This window comes from Blautia acetigignens (assembly GCF_025566865.1).
GTDB lineage: Bacteria > Bacillota > Clostridia > Lachnospirales > Lachnospiraceae > Blautia_A > Blautia_A acetigignens.
Map to the genome: position 1 here is coordinate 319,001 of NZ_JAOQJM010000001.1, position 19,342 is coordinate 338,342.

Genomic DNA, 19,342 nt, shown 5'->3' on the forward strand with positions numbered 1-19,342 from the left:
GTGTTTGAAAATTCATTCCCGTTCTTTTTCCACTGTAATCTTTTTATGTTGCCTCGAATTTGAAAAAGCGGAAGTAAATTTTCAGACACGCTCCAGTTATTTTGTAAGTTATTTTTCATAGTGCAAAGAAGGAGACGGACCCACAGGTAACCGTCTCCCCTTTGCTAACGGCCATCCCCTGCGCAATCAGGGAAATGGTTAAGACCTTGCCGGACACCCGGCATATTGTCCTGTATTCTTATGAAATTACTCCATGGAAGCGTAAACGCCGTCTTTGATCACATAAGCCTTAGGAGCTTTATCGCACTCGCCGTCCTCTGTCCATTTAGCTTCTCCTGTAAGACCGTTTACAGTGATGTTCAGCATGGAAGCGGAAAGAGCTGCGCTGATGTCCTCGTTAGACATATCCGGTGTAATACCAGCATCATCTGCTGCTGCTTTCATAGCGTAAAGTACATCATATGCATCTGCTGCGAACTGGTTTGGTGTCTCACCGTTGTTCGCATCGCCGTATGCTTTTACGAAGTTTACAGTTGCCTCATCCTCGCCTGTTGCGGAGAATGGTGTCAGAAGCATAACGCCTTCTGCAAGGGATGTATCGAAGTTCTCAACGTTCAGGATACCGTCCATACCGTCAACACCGAAGATCTTCATGTCAAGACCAAGGTCATGAGCCTGCTGAAGGATCAGTGCGTTGTCTGAGTAGTAGTTCGGCAGGAACAGAAGCTCTGCGCCGCTGTCTTTGATCTTGCCAAGCTGTACGGAGAAGTCTGTGTTGTTGTCTGTTGTGTAAGCTTCATCAGCTACAACCTCAAGGCCGTAGTCACCGCATGCTGCAACGAATGCATCATGTACACCGGAGTTGTAGTCAGCCATGGAATCATAAAGAGTTGCTACCTTTGTAGCAAGTCCGTTCTCGGAGATGTACTCAGCAGATTTGGTTCCCTGCATTGGGTCTGTGAAGCACATACGGAACTCATTGTCACCAGCTGTGATGCTGTCTACTGCTGTTGCAGATGGTGTGAAGAGGAATGTGCTGTCAGCTGCCTCTGCACCTACTGCGATACAAGCACCGGAAGTAACGGTACCGCAAAGCATCTGCATGCCCTTGTCAAGAAGGTCATTATATGCATTAACAGCCTTCTCCGGATCTCCCTGATCATCGCCGGCATCAAGAATCTCTACCTGATATCCATTGAATCCGCCGTTTGCATTGATCTCATCTGCTGCGATCTTCGCTGCGTTGTATACGCCATTACCATACTGTGCGTAATCTCCTGTCATAGGTCCGATGACACCAATCTTGAAGGTTTCCTCGCTCTCTGCAAATACGGATACAGGTGTTACAGTGGATACTGCCATTGCTGCGGCTGCAGTAATGCTGAGTACTTTTTTCAGATTTCTCATAATAAATCTCCTCCTTAATTTATGTAAGAGCTTCTGTCATCTCGCCTTCCGATAAGTCTACCACCAACGGATAATAGAAAAGCCCACTGGTGGTTTCCCAGCCGGCTTTGGCTTCCATAACTTCTTCTCTTTACCACTTTAATGTTATGATTATAGCATCCTGTTTTTTTGATTGCAAGAGAAAATTTTATAGTTTTTTAAGAATTAGATAGGAAAAATCCGTTAAATTAACCAAAATACGCCATTTTTGTTATTTCTGCGGCGCACAAACGTGCGCTGTTAAGCACACATAAATATTTTTTGTATTATTTTGTTTTAAATAGCAGTTCTAAATTTCTGTATAAAAAAGGGAGATGGTTTCCCATCTCCCGTAAAAGTATCTTCTTAATGGAATTAAGCGATTGCTTTCTTAGCGATCTCAGCAAGTGCTGCGAATCCCTGAGCATCGTTTACAGCCATCTCAGCAAGCATCTTTCTGTTGATGTCGATGTTTGCAACTTTAAGGCCGTGCATCATTTTGCTGTAGGATAATCCGTTCATTCTTGCAGCAGCGTTGATACGTGCGATCCAGAGCTGTCTGAACTGACGTTTCTTCTGCTTTCTTCCAGCATAAGAGCTGGTAAGTGCACGCATAACAGACTGTTTTGCTACTCTATACTGTTTGGAACGAGCTCCTCTGTAGCCCTTTGCCAGTTTTAATACACGATTATGTTTTTTCTTTGCGTTTAATCCGCCTTTAATTCTTGCCATTTCTTATTTTCCTCCTGTTCGTCTTCTTCTATGCTATATCTTATAAATACGGTAATGCTTTCTTCATGCTCTTAACATTAGTAGAATCAACAACAGCAGCTTTTCTAAGATTTCTCTTTCTCTTCTGAGATTTCTTTGTTAAGATATGGCTCTTGTAAGCTTTATTTCTTACTAATTTTCCTGTTCCTGTTTTTTTGAAGCGCTTTGCTGCTGCTCTACAAGTTTTAATTTTTGGCATTGTAATTTCCTCCTTAATATCGTATCTATTTAATGTCCCTCATCCAGCCTGGCCGAACCCTTCCGGTCTCTCCAAATGAATGCAACATCCTAGTGTTTCTGTGCTAAAAACATTGTCATGCTTCTGCCTTCTACCTTAGCTGCCTTCTCAACTACGGCAACGTCCTTCAGCATCTCGGCAAAATCATCCAGAACATGCTTGCTGCTTGACATGTGTGCCATCTCTCTTCCGCGGAAGCGAAGTGTTACTTTAACTCTGTCGCCCTTGGTAAGGAATTTGCGTGCCGCCCCAGCCTTTGTGTTCAGGTCATTGGTATCAATATTTGGTGAAAGACGCACTTCTTTGACATCGATGGTCTTCTGCTTCTTCTTGGCTTCTTTTTCTTTTCTGGCAAGTTCGTAGCGATATTTACCATAGTCAATGATTTTACATACCGGCGGCTTTGCCTGTGGGGCAATCTTTACTAAATCAAGCTCTGCCTCCTGAGCCTTGGCCATAGCTTCTCTTGCGGACATGATTCCAAGCTGTTCTCCGTCCGGACCAATTAAGCGTACCTCTTTGTCTCTGATTTGTTCGTTGATCATTAAATTGCTAATTGTTGTGCACCTCCATACCTGATAGATGATCTGTTCTATTCCAGTTTCTAACCCCTGGACTCTCATTCCCCTTCGCAGGAAATTCCTGCCTCATACATGACTTCCTGTTCTTATGCTTCCTCAAACATAAAAAAAGTGCGGACAGAATCCACACTTCTCCTATTACACCCGCGAACTAAGTCACGCGCTGCTGTGCAATATGAACCCGAGCCGCATCTAAATGTGCGCTGAGGTGAGAGTGAACTCTGCTTTCTTTTCATCACGTACTGTTGAATAATACCATGTCTTTTCTTGAAAGTCAAGATATTTTTCTTATTTTTTCACATATTTTTTATTCCAAATAATGTAAGGAGCAACAGGTATATTTTGAATAATTCCGGAAAAACTAAAAATGTTTCATAACACAATCATTACTATCAGGAGGCAAACTATGACTATTTTAAAATGTTCCGCAACAACCTGTGCCTACAACGAGGATATGCTCTGTTCCAGAGGCGAAATTGATATGATGGGGGAAAGTGCCCATAGTGCTGAAGAAACCTGCTGCGGCAGTTTTCGGGAAAAAGGCCAGGGTACTATGAACAGTGCAAAAAATGGCTGTGGCTGCGAAACCATCCAGATTGACTGTAAAGCCTGCGGCTGCACCTACAATGACAAGTGTAAATGTACTGCCGCTTCCATTAATGTAGATGGAAATGATGCCAGAAAATGTGATGAAACAAAGTGCAGCACTTTCCAGTGCGAATACTAAAAGCAGTAATTCAAATTTCCTGCTGCCGATAAAAAGGCCTCCGCACATACATGCGGAGGTCTTTTGTCTGCAATAAATTATCTGTTTCTTAAGAAATCCGGAATCTGGATGTCTTTCTTCTGAACAGTGCTGGATGGTGTCTTCGCTGTGAATGGTGTCGCATTCATAGTAGGCATGCTGAAGCTAGGCATGTTCAGGTTCACGCCGGCAGATGCTGTGGAAGCCGGTCTCTTGTTGGAAAATACGGAATTGCTTGCCTTGCTTCCAAATGGGTTGTTGGCCTGTGCATTGTCTGTAAGACCTGTAGCAATAACTGTGATTCTTGCATAATCAGCAACAGAGTCATCATACATAGCACCGAAGATGATGTTTGCATCCTCACCAGTAAGCTCCTGTACATAGCTTGCTGCATCGTTTGCATCCATAAGGGAGATATCACCGGAAATGTTGATGATAACATGTGTAGCACCCTTGATGGTAGTCTCAAGCAGCGGAGAAGAAACTGCCTGCTGAACAGCCTCCATAGCCTTGTCATCGCCTCTTGCCTCACCGATACCGATGTGAGCGATTCCCTTATCTGTCATAACAGTCTGTACATCAGCAAAGTCGAGGTTGATAAGAGCCGGCAGATTGATCAGGTCTGTGATGCCCTGAACGGCCTGCTGCAGAACCTCGTCTGCCTTTCTCAGTGCTTCCGGCATAGTAGTACGGCGGTCCACGATCTCCAGTAATTTATCATTCGGGATCACGATCAGTGTATCAACTGCTTTCTTCAGGTTCTCGATACCTGCAAGGGCATTGTTCATACGTGTCTTCGCTTCAAAACGGAAAGGCTTGGTCACAACACCTACAGTGAGGATACCCATTTCCTTCGCTGCTGCTGCGATAACCGGTGCAGCACCTGTACCGGTTCCACCGCCCATACCGCAGGTAACGAATACCATGTCAGCACCTTCGATGATCTGCTTTACTTCCTCAATGCTTTCTTCTGCTGCTTTCTGTCCAACCTCAGGCTGTGCTCCTGCACCAAGACCTTTGGTAATCTTCTCACCGATCTGAAGTACAGTTGGAGCTTTACACAGAGTCAGAGCCTGCTTATCTGTATTAACTCCTACAAACTCTACCCCGCCGATGGCTTCCTCAACCATTCTGTTGACTGCGTTATTTCCGGCGCCGCCTACTCCGATTACAATAATCTTTGCAGAGGATTCCGCCTCATTTGACATTATCTCTAACAATGTACTTCCTCCTTTATTTCTACCTTATATCCTTTATCTCTAATCTTAGTCAATATACATGATACCAGTGTCAAAAGATCAAAAAGCTGTTCATGCTTGCACGATAAGGCTTTTGAGCTTGGGACACGCCAAATATGAGAAAGCAGCGATTTACGTAGTAAATCAGCGGATTTCGAATATTTGAAGAATTGTGGGAGCAGCATAGCTGCGGAACAATCCGGGTATCAAATGAGTGGCAAAATTCATTTTGACACTCATCTCATATACATACCAAGCTGCATATAGCTATATCATATATTTTTTTTAGGAATTTATCAACCACTAATTTTGTTTTTTTACACTTTTTTCTCGAAAATTGAAAGATTACTCTTCATAATCGTCCTCTTCCTGGTCATCCCAGTTGGATTCTTCCGTATAATCTTCCTCGTCGCTGGTGTCATTTGGATTAGGACCTACGTAATTTCCATCCTTGTCAAGCTGTCCGTATCCGGTGTAGCTGCCGTCCTCCATATAGCCGCCCAGCCAGTCACCGTTTGCCGCAATGCTTTCCTCGGTAGGCTTTGGACCTACGTAATTCATATTGGCATCATACTCGCCCTCGCCGGTATAGTCCCCCTCTTCGTCATAGCCGCCGTGCCAGTTCGCGATCGCATTCTCATAGGCACTAGTGGTGTCAATACTCGTCGTGGTATCTTCCTCGTCCACTTCTCGCTCAAAGGTGATGAGCTTGGAAGAATCCGTTACATTCTCCATGTGAAGGATTCCTTTTTCCCCGGAAAGCTTTGGCAGGATCGCGCTTACCCGGATCATCTTGTCCTCCAGGTACTCGTCCTTTCCCAACATAACCTGCACATCGCCGTAGGTCAGGGTGATCTGATAGCTGCTGTCAAACTCTATGTGATCTGGGATCACGTCATTTTTCTGGAAAATGGTGGAAAGCGCCACTGCAGTAGTCAGAACCGAACTTCCCTTGATTGGAAGCTTCTCCCCCTGGATCACATGGCTTACCTGGATCCCGTCAAAAAAAGGAACCAGCTCGTCCCGTGTGTGGGAACTCTCAATAAAAATACCATTGCGGTCAAAATACACGTAGCTGTCCAGATAGGGAATGCATCCCACTGCCTTCTTCTCCCGGACACTGATGCAGATGCTGTTATGGGAAAGGCGGGTAATGTTAAAGCCCTCTACAAACGGCACATCCTCCACATCCACCCTGGAATGAAGAAGCACAGCAAGAACAGAGTTATCTGTAAATGCACCCTGCAGAGCCATGCTTTTTACTTCCTCATCGGAATAACGGGCAGTTCCCATTACTTCCACTTTGCTTACATGAAAATAAGAAAAGAAAAAAACAAGGCCTGCCAGCAAAACTGCTCCCAGGGTACAAAAAATCATTTTCTTATGTTTTTTGTCAATCAGATTCTTTTTGAATAATTTCATAATCCTGTTATTCCTGTATCCTTTTTACTGCCGCACCTAACTGCTCAAGATCCTGGCAAATATGCTCATATCCCCTTCGCACAAAAGAATAGCCTTCCAGAACCGTGGTTCCGGCCGCCACCAGTGCTGCCAGTATCAGCGCTGCACCGCCTCTTAATTCCTGTGCTCTTACAAAGGTGCCGGTAAGGGGCTTCCCGCCCTGGATCAGAGCGTCTCTTCCCAGAATCCGGATGTCTGCTCCCATACGCACCAGTTCCGGCGCTGCCTTGTAGCGGTCCTCAAAAATAGCTTCCCGAATAAGGCTTGTGCCTTCCACAGTGGCCAGAACCGCCATCAGAGGAGACTGCAGGTCTGTGGGAAAGCCCGGATATACGCCTGTTTCCAGAAATGCTACGGGGCTGTGAACATTTTTTCCATTGACTAACAGTTTACCACCGATGCCGCTATATTGTCCACCTATTTTCCGATATACTTCCAGAAAGGAATCAAGTTCCCCCTCCGGCGGACCGGTCAGGGTGATCTCACTTCTTGTAATGGCAGCCGCACAGATATAGGTTCCTGCCACAATCCGGTCCGGCGGCACCCAACTGCTGCCTCCCCTCAGGCCTTCCACTCCACTGACGCAGATTCGCCCGGTACCGTCCCCTGTAATCTGCGCGCCCATGGTACGAAGATAATGACAAAGCCAGCTGATTTCCGGCTCGCAGGCACAGTTTTCCAGAACCGTTTCTCCCTTTGCCAGCACTGCCCCCAGAATTCCCTGCTGGGTGGCTCCCACACTTCTTTTTGGAAAAGAGAACTCTGTTCCCTTCATTCTTTCACACTCTGCGCTTAACTGCCCTGCCACTTCCTGTATCCTGGCCCCAAGACTTTCCAGAACCAGAAGATGCATGTCAATGGGGCGTTTTCCGATCACGCATCCCCCCGGATAGCCAAGACTGCCTTTTTTATTTCTTCCAAGAAGTGCCCCCAGAAGGATCACAGAAGACCGCATTCTCCCTGTGAAGGAAAATGGGACCTCTGTTTTGTCCGCTTTGGTGCAGTCCAGATACAGATCGTGGTCCTCCCACCAGGTTACAGCCCCCAGATTCTGCAGGATTTCTTCCATGCAAAATACATCCGCAATTCTCGGACAGCCTTTCAGTACGCTCACTCCCCGGTGTAAAAGAGAAGCCGCCATCATAGGCAGCGCTGCATTTTTGGAGCCCTGTATCTGAACATTTCCCTTCAGCTTGTGTCCCCCTTCAATGAAAATCCGGTCATTCAAGCCATTCACTCCTAAAGGGCCTCTTACCTTTTATTGTATGCAGTTTTCTTAATCTGGTGATAAAATCAGACGTTACTGTTCACTCCGTTCACAGCAACGCGCTTCGCGATGCACAGAAATCATGCATTCGCATGATTTCGCGCCGCAATTCTCAGGTTTTCTGTGAACTTTGTTCACAAAAAACACCTCGCGGAACATTGCCAGTGAACAGTAACAATCAGACAGCTATTTCATTCCGCCGCGGCTTACGCTTAAGGCCAGCCCCATTTCCCCCAGAAGAAACACCACAGACGTTCCTCCGTAGCTTACAAAAGGAAGTGTAATTCCTGTATTGGGGATGGTGTTGGTCACAACCGCAATGTTCAGGATCACCTGGATCGCCATGTGACTCATAATGCCGCTGCAGATCAAAGTGCCTTCCAGATCCCGGCAGTGCAGGGCAATTACGCACAGCCTCCACAAAAGCAGTCCGAAGATCAGGATCAGAAAAGAAGCCCCTGCAAGCCCCTGTTCCTCACAGATAATGGAAAAAATCATATCATTCTGCGCCTCCGGCACGAACCCCAGCTTCTGAAGGCTGCTGCCAAATCCCCTGCCGAAGATTCCGCCGCTTCCAATGGCATAAAGCCCCTGTATGGTCTGGAAGCCTTTTTCGTATTTCTCAGGATTCCGCCAGATTGCCAGCCGTTCCAGCCGGTAGCTTTCCGCTGCCAGAAACACCGCGATCACCGCCACCCCGGCGGCTCCCATTCCAATAAACCTGGCATATCCAGGGTCTGATACAAAGATCAGCACCACGCCGATTCCAAGTATGATAATAGCAGTACTCAGGTTATTGGTGCCGACCAGTCCCACGATTGGAAGCAGGGTCATCATAGTCCTGCACATAAACCAGAAGCCAGCTGTCTTTTTTCTGCTCTTTTCGATCTGCCAAGTAAGGAACAGAATCACGGCGACCTTGGCAAACTCTGAGGGCTGAAAGGAAAGAGGCCCAAAATTCAGCCACCTCTTGGAACCGTTAATCTCCTGTCCCACCAGCAGAACCGCAGTGGAAAGTGCCATGGACAAAAGATAGGCAGCCGGTGCCAGCCCCACGAAAAAGCGGTAATCCATTTCCGCTACTATGTACATTGCCATAAGTCCAAGGGCAGTGGCAAAAAGCTGCTTTTTAAAATAATAGGCAGAGTCGCCGAAACGCACTCTGCCATTGTATTCACTGATGGAAAACAGCATGATCAGCCCGAATACTGCCAGAAGCAGCACCAGGATCAGAAGGACCATATCTGTTTTCATTTTTGGATTTTTCTCCCGGATCATAGCTTGCTCCTGCTGGCTGCCTTATTTAAGCATATGCCAGAGGATGAACACCTATGTCTGGGGATTTTTCCCCTATGTAAAAATAACCCAGGGAAATAGCTCCCTGGGTCAATATGCATTCTTACAGAGCTCTTACGAACTCCTTGAACATCTCGCCTCTCTGCTCATAGTTGTCAAACTGTCCCCAGCTTGCGCAGGCAGGAGATAACAGAACTGCGTCTCCGGCATTTGCCTTGTCTGCACACACCTGAACCGCTTCCTTTAAGTCCTCACAGAGGATAATATCATGGAAGCCGTTCTTCTCGGCTGCTGCCTTGATTTTCTCCTTGGTCTGACCGATGAGAACCAGGTATCTTACCTTACCGTCAAAGGCCTGAATCCACTCGTCATAGCTGGATTCCTTATCATAGCCGCCGCCGATCAGAAGTGTAGGACGGTTCATAGCCTGGATTCCCTTGATGGCTGCGTCCGGGTTAGTTCCCTTGGAATCGTTGTAGTAAGCGACACCATTCTTCTCTGTCACATACTCGATTCTGTGCTCAACAGCTGTAAATTCGCAGACGCTCTTACGGATGCTGTCCATATCAACGCCAGCGCAATAAGCCATGGCAACTGCTGCCATTACATTCTCAAAGTTATGAAGTCCAAGAAGCTTCAGGTCTCCTGTCTTCACTACCGGAATCTCTTCTGTCTTGGTGCGAAGAATGATCTGGTCTCCCTCAAGGAAAATACCCTGTTCCAGTCTTCTTGCGCTGGAGAAATATACGGTCTTCGGTACGATATGCTTACCAAACTCGCAGAGAACCTCATCCTCATAATTCAGTACGCACACATCCTCCGGGCCCTGGTTGCTGGTGATCAGCTCTTTCACACGGATGTACTCTGCCATGGTATGATGGCGGTTCAGATGATCCTCTGTAATGTTCAGAATGGCGCTTACCTTGGGAGCAAATTTGGAAATGGTCTCAAGCTGGAAGCTGCTGATCTCTGCAACTGTAATGGTGTTGTCTTTCATCTCCAATGCCTTGGAGGTGTATGGGGTACCGATATTTCCTACTACAAAAACAGACTCTCTTGCATCCTTCATGATCTTGCCAAGAAGAGCGGTTGTGGTTGTTTTGCCGTTGGTTCCAGTAATGGCAAGAACCTCTCCCTTTCCGGTCTCATAGGCGAGCTCAACCTCTCCCCATACAGGAAGTCCCTGCTCATAAAAGCCCTTCACGATCGGAAGGTCCGTAGGAACGCCAGGGCTTAACACAACCAGGTCAAGGCTGTCCTGAACCTCCTTTGGAAGCTCTCCTGCATAGATCTGAAGTTCATAATTGCCGCTTGTTTTATGTAATACGCTTTCTTTATCCAAGTCTGCTTTTCCGTCATAGAGAATTGGGCAGGCACCTACAGCACCCAGAAGGTCTGCTGCACCGATGCCGCTTTTGCCGGCTCCGAAAACCAGAACCTTTTTTCCTTTTAATTCCATAATAAAATTCCTCCTTAATGCCTTACAAAGCCAAAAGACCGATCAGGCACATGATGGCAGTCACAATGGTAAACACTGCAACTACGCGGGCTTCAGACCATCCGCAAAGCTCGAAATGGTGATGGATGGGAGCCATTTTGAAAATACGCTTGCCATGTGTAGCCTTGAAGTATGTTACCTGGATCATAACGGACAGTACCTCAACCAGGTAGATCAGTCCTACGATCAGGATAAACAGGGGCATCTGCAGCATATAGGCCACGCCAGCCACAAAGCCGCCAAGTGCCAGGGAACCAGTATCTCCCATAAATACGCTTGCCGGATATACGTTGTAAAGCAAAAATCCCATCAGTCCGCCGATAACCGCACAGGTAACCGGCTCAATTCCGGACTGTGTTCCAATGGATACCACGGTAAAGAACACTGCCACGATCAGGGTAACGCTTGTGGCAAGGCCATCAACACCGTCTGTGAAGTTCACGCCATTGACAGTTCCGATCACGGCAAAAAACAGAACCGGAACCGCAAGCCATCCAAGGTTCAGATAATGTCCGCCCCAGAACGGAATGCGCATAGTCAGGGATACATCGGTATATTTCAGCAGATAGAAGGTGAAAATACCGGTTACAACCACCTGAAGCAGGAACTTCTGCCAGGGAAGAAGTCCATCTGATCTGCGAAGCACTACCTTCAGGTAGTCATCCAGAAATCCGATCAGTCCGAAGCCTAATGTCAGGAACAGCACCGGAATGATCTTCGGGTAGTCTTTCACATAGAATAATGAAGTAATAATCGTGGATATCAGAAAAATCACGCCGCCCATAGTCGGGGTTCCGGCTTTCTTCAGATGGGACTGTACGCCCTCTGTACGCTCTGTCTGTCCCATTTTCAGTTTCCTAAGAAACGGAATGATGACAGGTCCTAATACTGCACTGATCGCAAAAGAAATCAGCACCGGGATCACAATATGAAATTCCATCCTCACACCTCTTTAACTCTTTCGTTTTTCATTTTTGTTTTTTGAAGCATCTTATAGTATAAAGCTTTTCCCCTTATTAATCAACCCATAGGTTGCTTTTCGACGATAAAACTGCTTCAAAAATGCTTTTGATCACAGGTGCCGCAATGGTTCCGCCGTAGTAAACGCCCTGTGGATCATGGATGATGCAAAGTCCCAGAATCTGTGGATTTTCTGCAGGCATAAAGCCAAGGAAGGAAGAAATGTACCGGTTGGCACTTCTGGGAAGCGTCTGGGATGTGGCGGTTTTGCCGCCCACTGTATAGCCCTCGATCTGAGCATTTCGCCCGGAGCCCTCTGACACTACTTTTTCCAGGATCTGCCGCACAGTTTCAGAGGTTTTCTCAGAGACGATGCCCTCTTCCACCGGATATTCCAGCTTCCTTCCGCTGAGGCCGTCAGCACTTAGCACTGACACTCCAAAATGGGGCGTGATCCGCCTTCCCCCGTTGATCAGGGAGCTTACGGTAGTGGCAAGCTGAATGGGCGTGATCTGAAAAGACTGGCCGAATGCCACTGTGGCCAGCTCTACATTTCCCATATTTTCCATTTTGTGCATAATGGTTCCTGCTTCTCCTGGAAGATCCACGCCTGTTTTCTTTTTCAGTCCAAATTGTTCGAAGTAATGATAGTAATTTTCCACGCCAAGACGCAGGCCTACCTCGATAAATACCGGGTTGCAGGAGTTCTGTGCCCCTTCCACAAAATTCTGGGAGCCGTGCCCCGTCCTTCTGGCACAGTGGATCCGGCGGTCATCTACTACCTTGTAGCCAGGACAGTAAAAGCGGTCATTTACAGAAACCACGCCAGCCTCCAGTCCTGCTGACATGGTGATGATTTTAAAGGTAGAACCCGGCTCATAGGTATCATTCAGACAGGGATTTCGCCACATCTGGTTCAGAAGGTCCTGTTTTTCCTGCTGGGTCATTCCTGTAGTATCCACATCTGTATTTAAAGTAAAGGGATCGTTCAGGTCAAATTCCGGCACATTGACGCAGGCATAGATTTCCCCGTTCTGAGGATTCATAAGCAGGATGGACACACGAGTGGCCTGCTTTTCTTCCATCACCTTAAGGGCAGCCTGCTGGGCGTACTGCTGGATATCAATATCCAGACTGATCTTCAGGTTTTCACCGGGGACCGGATCCTTTCTGCTTTCTCCAATCTGGTCTATTTCCACACCACGGGCATCTGTGGTGGTCAAAATTTTGCCATTTTCCCCTTTCAGAACCTCTTCATACTTTACCTCAAGCCCGATGATTCCCTGGTTATCCCCTCCTGTAAAACCCAGAACCTTGGAGGCCAGAGAGCCGTAGGGATAGTATCTTTTGTAGTCTTCGTCTACCTTCACGCCCTCAAGACCGTAATCCCGGATGGTATCTCCCACAGATTTCTCAACATTGGTTTTGATCCTTTCAATAGAAGATACCTTTTCCACTCTTTTTCGCACGGTTTCTGTGTCCATATCCAGTTCTTTTGACAGAATCTGGATCACCTTTTCCGGCTCCTTGATCTGGCTGTGTATGACAGAAATGGTGCAGACTGTCTTATTATCTGCCAGCACCCGCCCCTGGGCATCCAGGATCTGGCCTCTTGCGGCTTTGATGTCCCTCTCTCTTTCATGAAGGTCCTGTGCTTTCTGGTAATAGTAATCTGACCGGAACCCCATCAGATAGACCAGCCGGCCGATCATTCCCAGCATCATGACTGCACATATGAGAAAGACCAGCCAGATTTTTTTCCTGTGAAAGGTCATGGCTTTTTTCATAAAAAAATCCCCCGACGGAAACTGTCACAATTAATATATGACAGTTCCCCGCGGGGGTATGTTTCATCTCTGCTCAATCAAGACCAGCTTCTTCGTTTGTAATGCCTTCGCTTTCCATGTTGTTATCCTGGATGGGATCTGTGGTATCTTCCGGCGGACCGGGGACGTTGGTATCGGAAACAGCCTCTGGCAGTGTCTCACCTGCAGAGCCTGTATAGGTATTGCTGGTTCCCTCAAGATTGTCGGATTTGATATACTCTCCGTTTTCATCCATCTTGTAGCTTCCATCGATGTTGAGAAGATAGCCGTTCTCGTCAATGCGGTTGCCGTCCCAGTCGATCAGGTTTCCATTTCCGTCTACAAGATTGCCGTTTTCATCGATCTGGCTATTAGACACATTGTTCGCATAACCGCTGAAATTCTCCCACAGCTCTGTCTCCGGAATGGTTCCGTCTGTGGATTCATCCGGCTGAATGTTCATATAAGGCAGCATCTCAGAAAGAATGGCCTGTGCCACGTACTGGGCATAAACACTGCTTGCCTGATCTTCCACGTTTGGCTCATCAATGACTACATAGATTACCACCTGGGGCTCCTCTACCGGGGCAAAACCAATGAAGGAAACTACATATTTGCCGTTTCCTCGCGGGAATTTCTCCGCAGTTCCGGTCTTACCGCCTGAGCTGTAGCCCTGCACCTTGGAGGTCATACTGGTACCCTGTTCCACACTGGCCTGCATGTAGCTGCGGATATCTGCAGAAATACTCTCGGAAATGGTCTGCTTCTGAAGGATCGGGCTGATGTTTTTCACTGTAGCACCGCTGGCGTCCTTAATCTTGGTAACAAGATGGGGCTGATAGTAGTAGCCGCCATTGATCACAGAGCACATGGCATTGATCTCCTGGATCATGGTGCAGCTGAATCCCTGACCAAAGGCAGAACATGCAAGCTCCGTCTCCTTCATGGTCTCAATGGTATGCATAATGCCGTAGCCTTCATTTGGAAGATCGATTCCGGTTCTGCTTCCGAAGTTGAAGGTGCTCTGGGCCTTCAAGAAATTCTCTGCGCCCATGGCTGCACCAATCTGCATCATGGCATCATTGCAGGAATTGGCAATTACCTCTGCAAGGGTCTCCATGCCATGACCGTAGATATTCGCACACTTGATGGTAGTCATATTTCCTTCCACACCAAAGTTCTGGAATCCATCGCAGTAGAATGTGTCGCTTGTGGAAATTTTGCCCTGCTCCAGAGCTGCTGCCATAACAATGGGCTTCACAACAGAACCCGGTTCATAAATATCTGTAACGCAGAAGTTGTTCCATCTGTCGCTTAAGATCGTCATGGTCTCCGAATCACTCATGGCAGCCTGTTCTTCCTTTGTATACTGATCAGAAAGATCACGGGGATCGTTCAGGTCATAACGGTCTCCGCCATCCATTGCAAGGATTTCACCGTTATTAGGGTTCTCCACAATCACGCCGATGTTCTTGGCTCCTGTGGATTCCATAAAAGCATTCACCCATTTTTCCACAATTTGCTGAATGCCAAGATCCAGGCTGGTTTCCAGGTTGTTTCCATCCTTTGCCTCAATAATAGTCTGCTCCACATTGGAATCATCGTTGAGGTAGCCGTACTGGCGGCCATCGATTCCCACAAGGCTGCTGTTGTAATAGCCTTCCAGGCCATAATCTGCCGAGTCCCTGGAATAGGTGAAGCCAAGTGTATCGCAGGCAAGCTCATTATAAGGATAAACTCTCTGGTAATCCTCCTCAAACCAGACGCCCTTCACATTCTGCCGTTCCTTAATTTCTGCTGCTGTAAGGCCTGTAGTATCGGAAAGGTCACAGTAATCCTCAAAGGCTTTCTGGTCATCCATACTGGCCGCCCTTTTGATCACCCAGTACTGGCTGTCCTTTGTTTCATCATCTGTCAGCGCCTTTCGGACAGCGGTCTCTTCCACTCCAAAAATATTTTCCAGTGCCCGGATCGTGGGCTCTATATAATCGGTCTCTGAGTTTATGGTCCTGCAGTCCAGAATTACATTGTATACCTTGTTGCTGGTTGCCAGAAGGTTTCCATTCCGGTCGTAGATACTGCCTCGCTTGGATGGTATGGTACGATTCTGGTATTTCTGCTGGGCCTGGCTTAATACCTGTTTCTTGTATTTTTCACCGCTGTGAAAATTGATATAGGTAATAACTCCCAATAAAACGACTAAAGCTCCCAATACGCATAAGAACAGTATTGACAGCTTATTTTTCATAGTGTGATTTATTTTTTTAATTGGTTTTTTCTTTGCTTTTCTTCCTGAAGTACTCAATCAAACACCTGCCTTCATTCCCTTACTTCCCGGTTACTTCCTGATACTGCCGGACAAAGCTGCCGCCCTCAGTTGTATAGGTCTCTGTCTGCTGGTTGCTTGGATATTTCATTCCCAGTCGTCCAATCGCGATCTTTCGTATTCTTTCAAGATCCTCGCTGGATGTTACCTGGCTTTCATATGCATCATTATCTTCCTTCAGCTCTGCTAACTGGGATTCTAAGGAAGCCACCTGGCTTCTTTTGCTTGTGCATTCTGTTTTCAGACGCAGATAATTGATGCTGCAAAATACAACTATAACGCCAAGCACGCCCAGAAATATGGCAAAATTCCGGTTCATGCTGTTGGCCTTGGCACGGTTTCGACGCGCTTCCCTGGAAAGAGACTTGCCCTGGCGGGTCAGTTCCTGACCTGGGCCAAGTGCAGGTCTTGCCTGTTTCTTTCTAACTGAATGCTCTGGCTGACGGTATTCCCTTTTTACAGGAACTTCCTGTACTTTACGCACAGTGTTGCCATCAACATACATGCTCTGTGAACTTCTTCTGGAAGTAGTATGTCTGCCTGTCTTCGCCATTTTTTACCCTTCTTTAAATCCTTCGCTCAAAAATTCTTAGTTTTGCGCTCTTAGAACGCGGATTTGTTTCCATTTCCTCATCACTGGGAAGAATCGGCTTCCTGGTGATCACTTTTCCTTTGGACTTCTTCCCGCACACGCAAACCGGAAAATCCGGCGGACAAGTACAGGGATTCTCATTCTTGCGGAAGATGGTCTTGACGATTCTGTCTTCCAGGGAATGGAACGTAATAATACAAAGCCTTCCCCCATCATCCAGAAGATCGATCATCCCGTCAAGGGAATCCCGAAGTACATCCAGCTCCTTGTTCAGCTCAATACGGATTGCCTGGAAGGTACGCTTGGCAGGATGTCCGCCTGCTGCCTGTATCTTCATAGGGATAGATTCCCGTATGATCTGTGTAAGCTGCCCTGTGGTGGTGATCGGGGCCTGCTGCCTTGCGGCAACAATATGTTTCGCTATATTCTTAGCAAATTTATCTTCACCGTAATCGCGTATAATGCGATATAGTTCTCTTTCTTCGTAACCGTTTACAATGTCACTGGCGGTCTGAGTCTGTCTCTGGTCCATACGCATGTCAAGAGGTGCATCTACCCGGTAGGTAAATCCACGTTCTTCATTGTCCAGCTGATATGAGGATACTCCCAGATCCAGCACAATACCATCTACCTTGTGAACTCCCCTTGCGGCGAGCTCCGGTACCATGTAACAATAATTGCTGCGAATGATTGTCACCTGATCAAAGGCGGCAAGTCGTTCACTCGCAGCAATTATCGCATCCTGGTCTTGATCTATACCAATAAATCTCCCCTTGGCAGAAAGTTTCCTGCATACCTCTATGGCATGTCCAGCGCCGCCCAAAGTGCCATCCACATAGATTCCATCCGGCTTGATGTTAAGCCCGCCAACGGTCTCGTCCAGTAATACAGATTTGTGTTTAAATTCCATTTCCGTCTCCTGTTGGATTTCTGCTTGTTTTATGCTCAGATAACGATACCGATGCTTTCCATGCTCTCTGCAATGCTGTCCATATCGTCAAAATTGCAATTCTCGCTCCATTTCTCCTTGCTCCAGACCTCAACTCTGTTCAAGTTGCCTGTCAGGACCACGTCCTTCTCCAGACCAGCGAACTCACGTAACGTCTGAGGTACGAGAATTCTCCCCTGCTTGTCCAGTTCACACATGGTAGCTCCAGCTACAAAGAATCGCGAAAAGGCTCTAGCGTTTTTGTTTGTAAGTGGTAATGCTCTGAGCTTCTCTTCAAAGGCTTCCCATTCATCCATAGGATAAATAAAAAGGCAACCATCAAGTCCCTTGGTCAGTACAAATTCTTCTCCTAAGAGTTCCCTGAACTTAGCCGGGATAATCAAACGCCCCTTCGCGTCGATTATATGATTGTATTCTCCCATGAACATAGAAACTCACCTACTCTCGTGAAATACGATTCTCCCCTTCGTATTTCATGATGGGAAACAAATGGAAGTTCTGCCACTTCGTCCCCATTTGTCACCACTTTTCTCCACTTCCTACCACTTATGCGTTTATTCTAACCCATTTGCTTCTAAATTACAAGTGGCAAATTATGAAATCTATTACATAATTGTGTTACAAAGTCCTTACAAACACAGAAAAAACGCCGCTTTGATGAGTCATTCACCAAAGCGGCGCTTCGCCTTCCATCCCTTTTTGGAATGGTCAAAATATTTCATTCAGCCCGGCAAGATCGTGATATCTGGCGATCATACCGTCAATTTTTCTGCTCATTGGCAGGTTTTTTCGCAAATCTGCGCGGCTTGCTATACAGCCACTCATCATCTTCTGAAAGTGATGGATCCGCTGCAGAAGCAGCTTCTGTTCCATAAGGTGCAGCAGTCTCTTCCACCTCTTCATAGGCGGAATCGTCTTTTTGTAAGCTGCCGTCTTCCTGAAGTGCTTCCTCAGATACGGCTTCATCGCCTTCATTTTCTTCGTATTCTTCCGAAGCTGTTTCTTCAGTCTCAGCGTCTTCGCCAGCAACTGCTTCCTGATTTTCAGAGACTTCTTCATAACCATCCTTTGCAGCTTCTTCCATCTGGTCAGAAGCTGATCCGGCAGTCTCTTCTTCCTTTGGATCATCCTGAGTGCTTTCTTCTTCCTGGCTTTCATAGACCGGAACACTGCCGGAATATGCTTCCGGGACACTGCCTTTCTTTTCATCTGCAAAAGCCCGCTCAAGCTTAAGCCTGTCTCTGTATTCTTCCGCTTCAGCCTGTCTGGCCGCCATCTCCTGTGCTTCATAATCCTGTTCTCTCCTGCGTCTGCGCCTTGCAGCTCTCTTCTTCGCCATAGAGCTCTCCACAGTTACCACTACCGCACATATGAGAAACAGTGCCGCTGAGATCACCTGGCAAATTCCGATGGAAGTTCCGGGAATCGTCAGCTTGTCTGTTCTCAGATATTCCAGAATGAATCTGCCAAGTCCGTATCCAGCCAGATATCTTAAGAATACCTCTCCATGAAAACGTTTCTTTCTTTTCCACACAAGCATGAGCAGAAACAAAAGCAGGCACCACAGACTTTCGTAAAGAAAGACCGGATGAACCTGAATATAGGAAACGCCTCCTATGGTCTCAAGATTCTCCCTCATAACGGATGTGACTTCACTGGAACGCACAGCGGATAAAGGAAGCTGCATTGCAAATATGCTGTTGGTATATTCACCGAAGGATTCCCGGTTAAAGAAATCCCCCCACCTTCCTATTATCTGCGCGATCACCAGTCCCATACAGGCAGTATCTGCCATCTGCATGAAGGCCTTTTTGCGGATGGCACAGTAGATGGCTGCGCCCAGCATGCCGCCGAACAGCCCGCCGTAAAAAGCAAGGCCGCCGCCTCTTAAATTAAAGATCTGATTCACATTTCCTTTATAAAGATTCCAGGAAAAACATACATAAAGTGCTCTTGCACCGATCACTCCCGTCACCAGTGAGAGGATCATCATTTCCAGGTAATCATCTTCTTTTTCTCCGCATCTTCTTGCCTCAAGGACTATAAATCCCAGTCCCAGAAGCATTCCGGCTGCAATCAGAAGACCGAAGAAGGTAATTTCAAATCCAAATATGCGAATGGATTTTCCCACATAATCCAGGTTGATCCCCAGATTTGGAAACTGAATTGACATTTATTATCCCTCTGTCT

17 protein-coding genes are annotated in these 19,342 nt (G+C 46.9%); 1 reads left to right on the plus strand and 16 read right to left on the minus strand.

The genetic code is table 11. The features are described 5' to 3' along the window. Nucleotides 1-246: 246 nt before the first annotated feature. The 4 genes from OCV70_RS01470 to infC form a co-directional block, all read right to left on the minus strand. A complete protein-coding gene (locus OCV70_RS01470; protein ID WP_117850808.1) occupies nt 247-1,407 on the minus strand; it encodes an ABC transporter substrate-binding protein in 1,161 nt (386 codons plus the stop codon). A 393-nt stretch (nt 1,408-1,800) separates the two neighbouring features. Beyond that, nucleotides 1,801-2,157: a 50S ribosomal protein L20 gene (rplT, locus tag OCV70_RS01475; RefSeq protein WP_117850812.1), complete on the minus strand. Its 357-nt coding sequence runs from the start codon at nt 2,155-2,157 to the stop codon at nt 1,801-1,803. A gap of 40 nt (nt 2,158-2,197) precedes the next feature. Beyond that, the gene (gene rpmI / locus OCV70_RS01480) at nt 2,198-2,395 is read right to left on the minus strand and encodes a 50S ribosomal protein L35 (RefSeq protein ID WP_173765903.1); all 198 of its coding nucleotides are present in this window, start codon (nt 2,393-2,395) and stop codon (nt 2,198-2,200) included. 89 nt (nt 2,396-2,484) lie between these two features. Beyond that, nucleotides 2,485-2,979, minus strand: a complete 495-nt coding sequence (gene infC / locus OCV70_RS01485) for a translation initiation factor IF-3 (RefSeq protein WP_117850820.1) — start codon at nt 2,977-2,979, stop codon at nt 2,485-2,487. A 442-nt stretch (nt 2,980-3,421) separates the two neighbouring features. Between infC and OCV70_RS01490 the strand changes: the two genes are divergently transcribed. Further along, nucleotides 3,422-3,742, plus strand: a complete 321-nt coding sequence (locus OCV70_RS01490) for a DUF1540 domain-containing protein (protein ID WP_021925349.1) — start codon at nt 3,422-3,424, stop codon at nt 3,740-3,742. Between the two features lie 77 nt (nt 3,743-3,819). On the opposite strand, the gene ftsZ is transcribed toward OCV70_RS01490, so the two are convergent. The 12 genes from ftsZ to lgt all read right to left on the minus strand — a co-directional run bounded on the left by ftsZ (nt 3,820) and on the right by lgt (nt 19,325). Beyond that, nucleotides 3,820-4,968, minus strand: a complete 1,149-nt coding sequence (ftsZ, locus tag OCV70_RS01495) for a cell division protein FtsZ (RefSeq protein WP_117850823.1) — start codon at nt 4,966-4,968, stop codon at nt 3,820-3,822. A gap of 375 nt (nt 4,969-5,343) precedes the next feature. Further along, nucleotides 5,344-6,420 (minus strand): cell division protein FtsQ/DivIB, encoded by a 1,077-nt coding sequence (locus tag OCV70_RS01500; protein WP_021926437.1) that lies wholly within the window; start codon nt 6,418-6,420, stop codon nt 5,344-5,346. A 7-nt stretch (nt 6,421-6,427) separates the two neighbouring features. Continuing rightward, on the minus strand, nt 6,428-7,696 hold the full coding sequence (gene murA, locus OCV70_RS01505) for a UDP-N-acetylglucosamine 1-carboxyvinyltransferase (protein ID WP_289045052.1): 1,269 nt from the start codon (nt 7,694-7,696) through the stop codon (nt 6,428-6,430). Nucleotides 7,697-7,912: 216 nt separating this feature from the next. Continuing rightward, nucleotides 7,913-8,980 (minus strand): FtsW/RodA/SpoVE family cell cycle protein, encoded by a 1,068-nt coding sequence (locus OCV70_RS01510; RefSeq protein ID WP_330385649.1) that lies wholly within the window; start codon nt 8,978-8,980, stop codon nt 7,913-7,915. A gap of 145 nt (nt 8,981-9,125) precedes the next feature. Continuing rightward, nucleotides 9,126-10,481 (minus strand): UDP-N-acetylmuramoyl-L-alanine--D-glutamate ligase, encoded by a 1,356-nt coding sequence (murD, locus tag OCV70_RS01515; protein ID WP_021926440.1) that lies wholly within the window; start codon nt 10,479-10,481, stop codon nt 9,126-9,128. A gap of 22 nt (nt 10,482-10,503) precedes the next feature. Next, on the minus strand, nt 10,504-11,460 hold the full coding sequence (gene mraY, locus OCV70_RS01520; RefSeq protein WP_021926441.1) for a phospho-N-acetylmuramoyl-pentapeptide-transferase: 957 nt from the start codon (nt 11,458-11,460) through the stop codon (nt 10,504-10,506). Nucleotides 11,461-11,536: 76 nt separating this feature from the next. Next, entirely contained in the window at nt 11,537-13,267 is a 1,731-nt protein-coding gene (locus tag OCV70_RS01525) for a peptidoglycan D,D-transpeptidase FtsI family protein (protein WP_021926442.1), read from the minus strand. 73 nt (nt 13,268-13,340) lie between these two features. Beyond that, nucleotides 13,341-15,476, minus strand: coding sequence for a peptidoglycan D,D-transpeptidase FtsI family protein (locus OCV70_RS01530; RefSeq protein WP_243176585.1), 2,136 nt, complete (start codon nt 15,474-15,476; stop codon nt 13,341-13,343). 136 nt (nt 15,477-15,612) lie between these two features. After that, nucleotides 15,613-16,164, minus strand: coding sequence for a septum formation initiator family protein (locus tag OCV70_RS01535; protein WP_021926444.1), 552 nt, complete (start codon nt 16,162-16,164; stop codon nt 15,613-15,615). Nucleotides 16,165-16,177: 13 nt separating this feature from the next. Next, nucleotides 16,178-17,113 carry a 16S rRNA (cytosine(1402)-N(4))-methyltransferase RsmH gene (gene rsmH / locus OCV70_RS01540; RefSeq protein ID WP_117850832.1) on the minus strand — a complete coding sequence of 312 codons (936 nt, stop codon included), beginning with the start codon at nt 17,111-17,113 and terminating at the stop codon, nt 16,178-16,180. Between the two features lie 35 nt (nt 17,114-17,148). Continuing rightward, nucleotides 17,149-17,580: a division/cell wall cluster transcriptional repressor MraZ gene (gene mraZ / locus OCV70_RS01545; RefSeq protein ID WP_021926446.1), complete on the minus strand. Its 432-nt coding sequence runs from the start codon at nt 17,578-17,580 to the stop codon at nt 17,149-17,151. 332 nt (nt 17,581-17,912) lie between these two features. After that, nucleotides 17,913-19,325, minus strand: a complete 1,413-nt coding sequence (gene lgt, locus OCV70_RS01550) for a prolipoprotein diacylglyceryl transferase (RefSeq protein ID WP_021926447.1) — start codon at nt 19,323-19,325, stop codon at nt 17,913-17,915. Between the last annotated feature and the right edge of the window lie 17 nt (nt 19,326-19,342).

Excerpts from the sequence above, each read along its gene's own strand:
- lgt (WP_021926447.1), bottom strand. The coding sequence starts at position 19,325 with ATGTCAATTCAGTTTCCAAATCTGGGGATCAACCTGGATTATGTGGGA.
- infC (WP_117850820.1), bottom strand. The coding sequence starts at position 2,979 with ATGATCAACGAACAAATCAGAGACAAAGAGGTACGCTTAATTGGTCCG.
- rplT (WP_117850812.1), bottom strand. The coding sequence starts at position 2,157 with ATGGCAAGAATTAAAGGCGGATTAAACGCAAAGAAAAAACATAATCGT.
- OCV70_RS01510 (WP_330385649.1), bottom strand. The coding sequence starts at position 8,980 with ATGAAAACAGATATGGTCCTTCTGATCCTGGTGCTGCTTCTGGCAGTA.
- rpmI (WP_173765903.1), bottom strand. The coding sequence starts at position 2,395 with ATGCCAAAAATTAAAACTTGTAGAGCAGCAGCAAAGCGCTTCAAAAAA.
- OCV70_RS01500 (WP_021926437.1), bottom strand. The coding sequence starts at position 6,420 with ATGAAATTATTCAAAAAGAATCTGATTGACAAAAAACATAAGAAAATG.
- rsmH (WP_117850832.1), bottom strand. The coding sequence starts at position 17,113 with ATGGAATTTAAACACAAATCTGTATTACTGGACGAGACCGTTGGCGGG.
- mraZ (WP_021926446.1), bottom strand. The coding sequence starts at position 17,580 with ATGTTCATGGGAGAATACAATCATATAATCGACGCGAAGGGGCGTTTG.
- OCV70_RS01490 (WP_021925349.1), top strand. The coding sequence starts at position 3,422 with ATGACTATTTTAAAATGTTCCGCAACAACCTGTGCCTACAACGAGGAT.
- OCV70_RS01535 (WP_021926444.1), bottom strand. The coding sequence starts at position 16,164 with ATGGCGAAGACAGGCAGACATACTACTTCCAGAAGAAGTTCACAGAGC.
- mraY (WP_021926441.1), bottom strand. The coding sequence starts at position 11,460 with ATGGAATTTCATATTGTGATCCCGGTGCTGATTTCTTTTGCGATCAGT.
- ftsZ (WP_117850823.1), bottom strand. The coding sequence starts at position 4,968 with ATGTCAAATGAGGCGGAATCCTCTGCAAAGATTATTGTAATCGGAGTA.
- OCV70_RS01525 (WP_021926442.1), bottom strand. The coding sequence starts at position 13,267 with ATGAAAAAAGCCATGACCTTTCACAGGAAAAAAATCTGGCTGGTCTTT.
- OCV70_RS01470 (WP_117850808.1), bottom strand. The coding sequence starts at position 1,407 with ATGAGAAATCTGAAAAAAGTACTCAGCATTACTGCAGCCGCAGCAATG.
- murD (WP_021926440.1), bottom strand. The coding sequence starts at position 10,481 with ATGGAATTAAAAGGAAAAAAGGTTCTGGTTTTCGGAGCCGGCAAAAGC.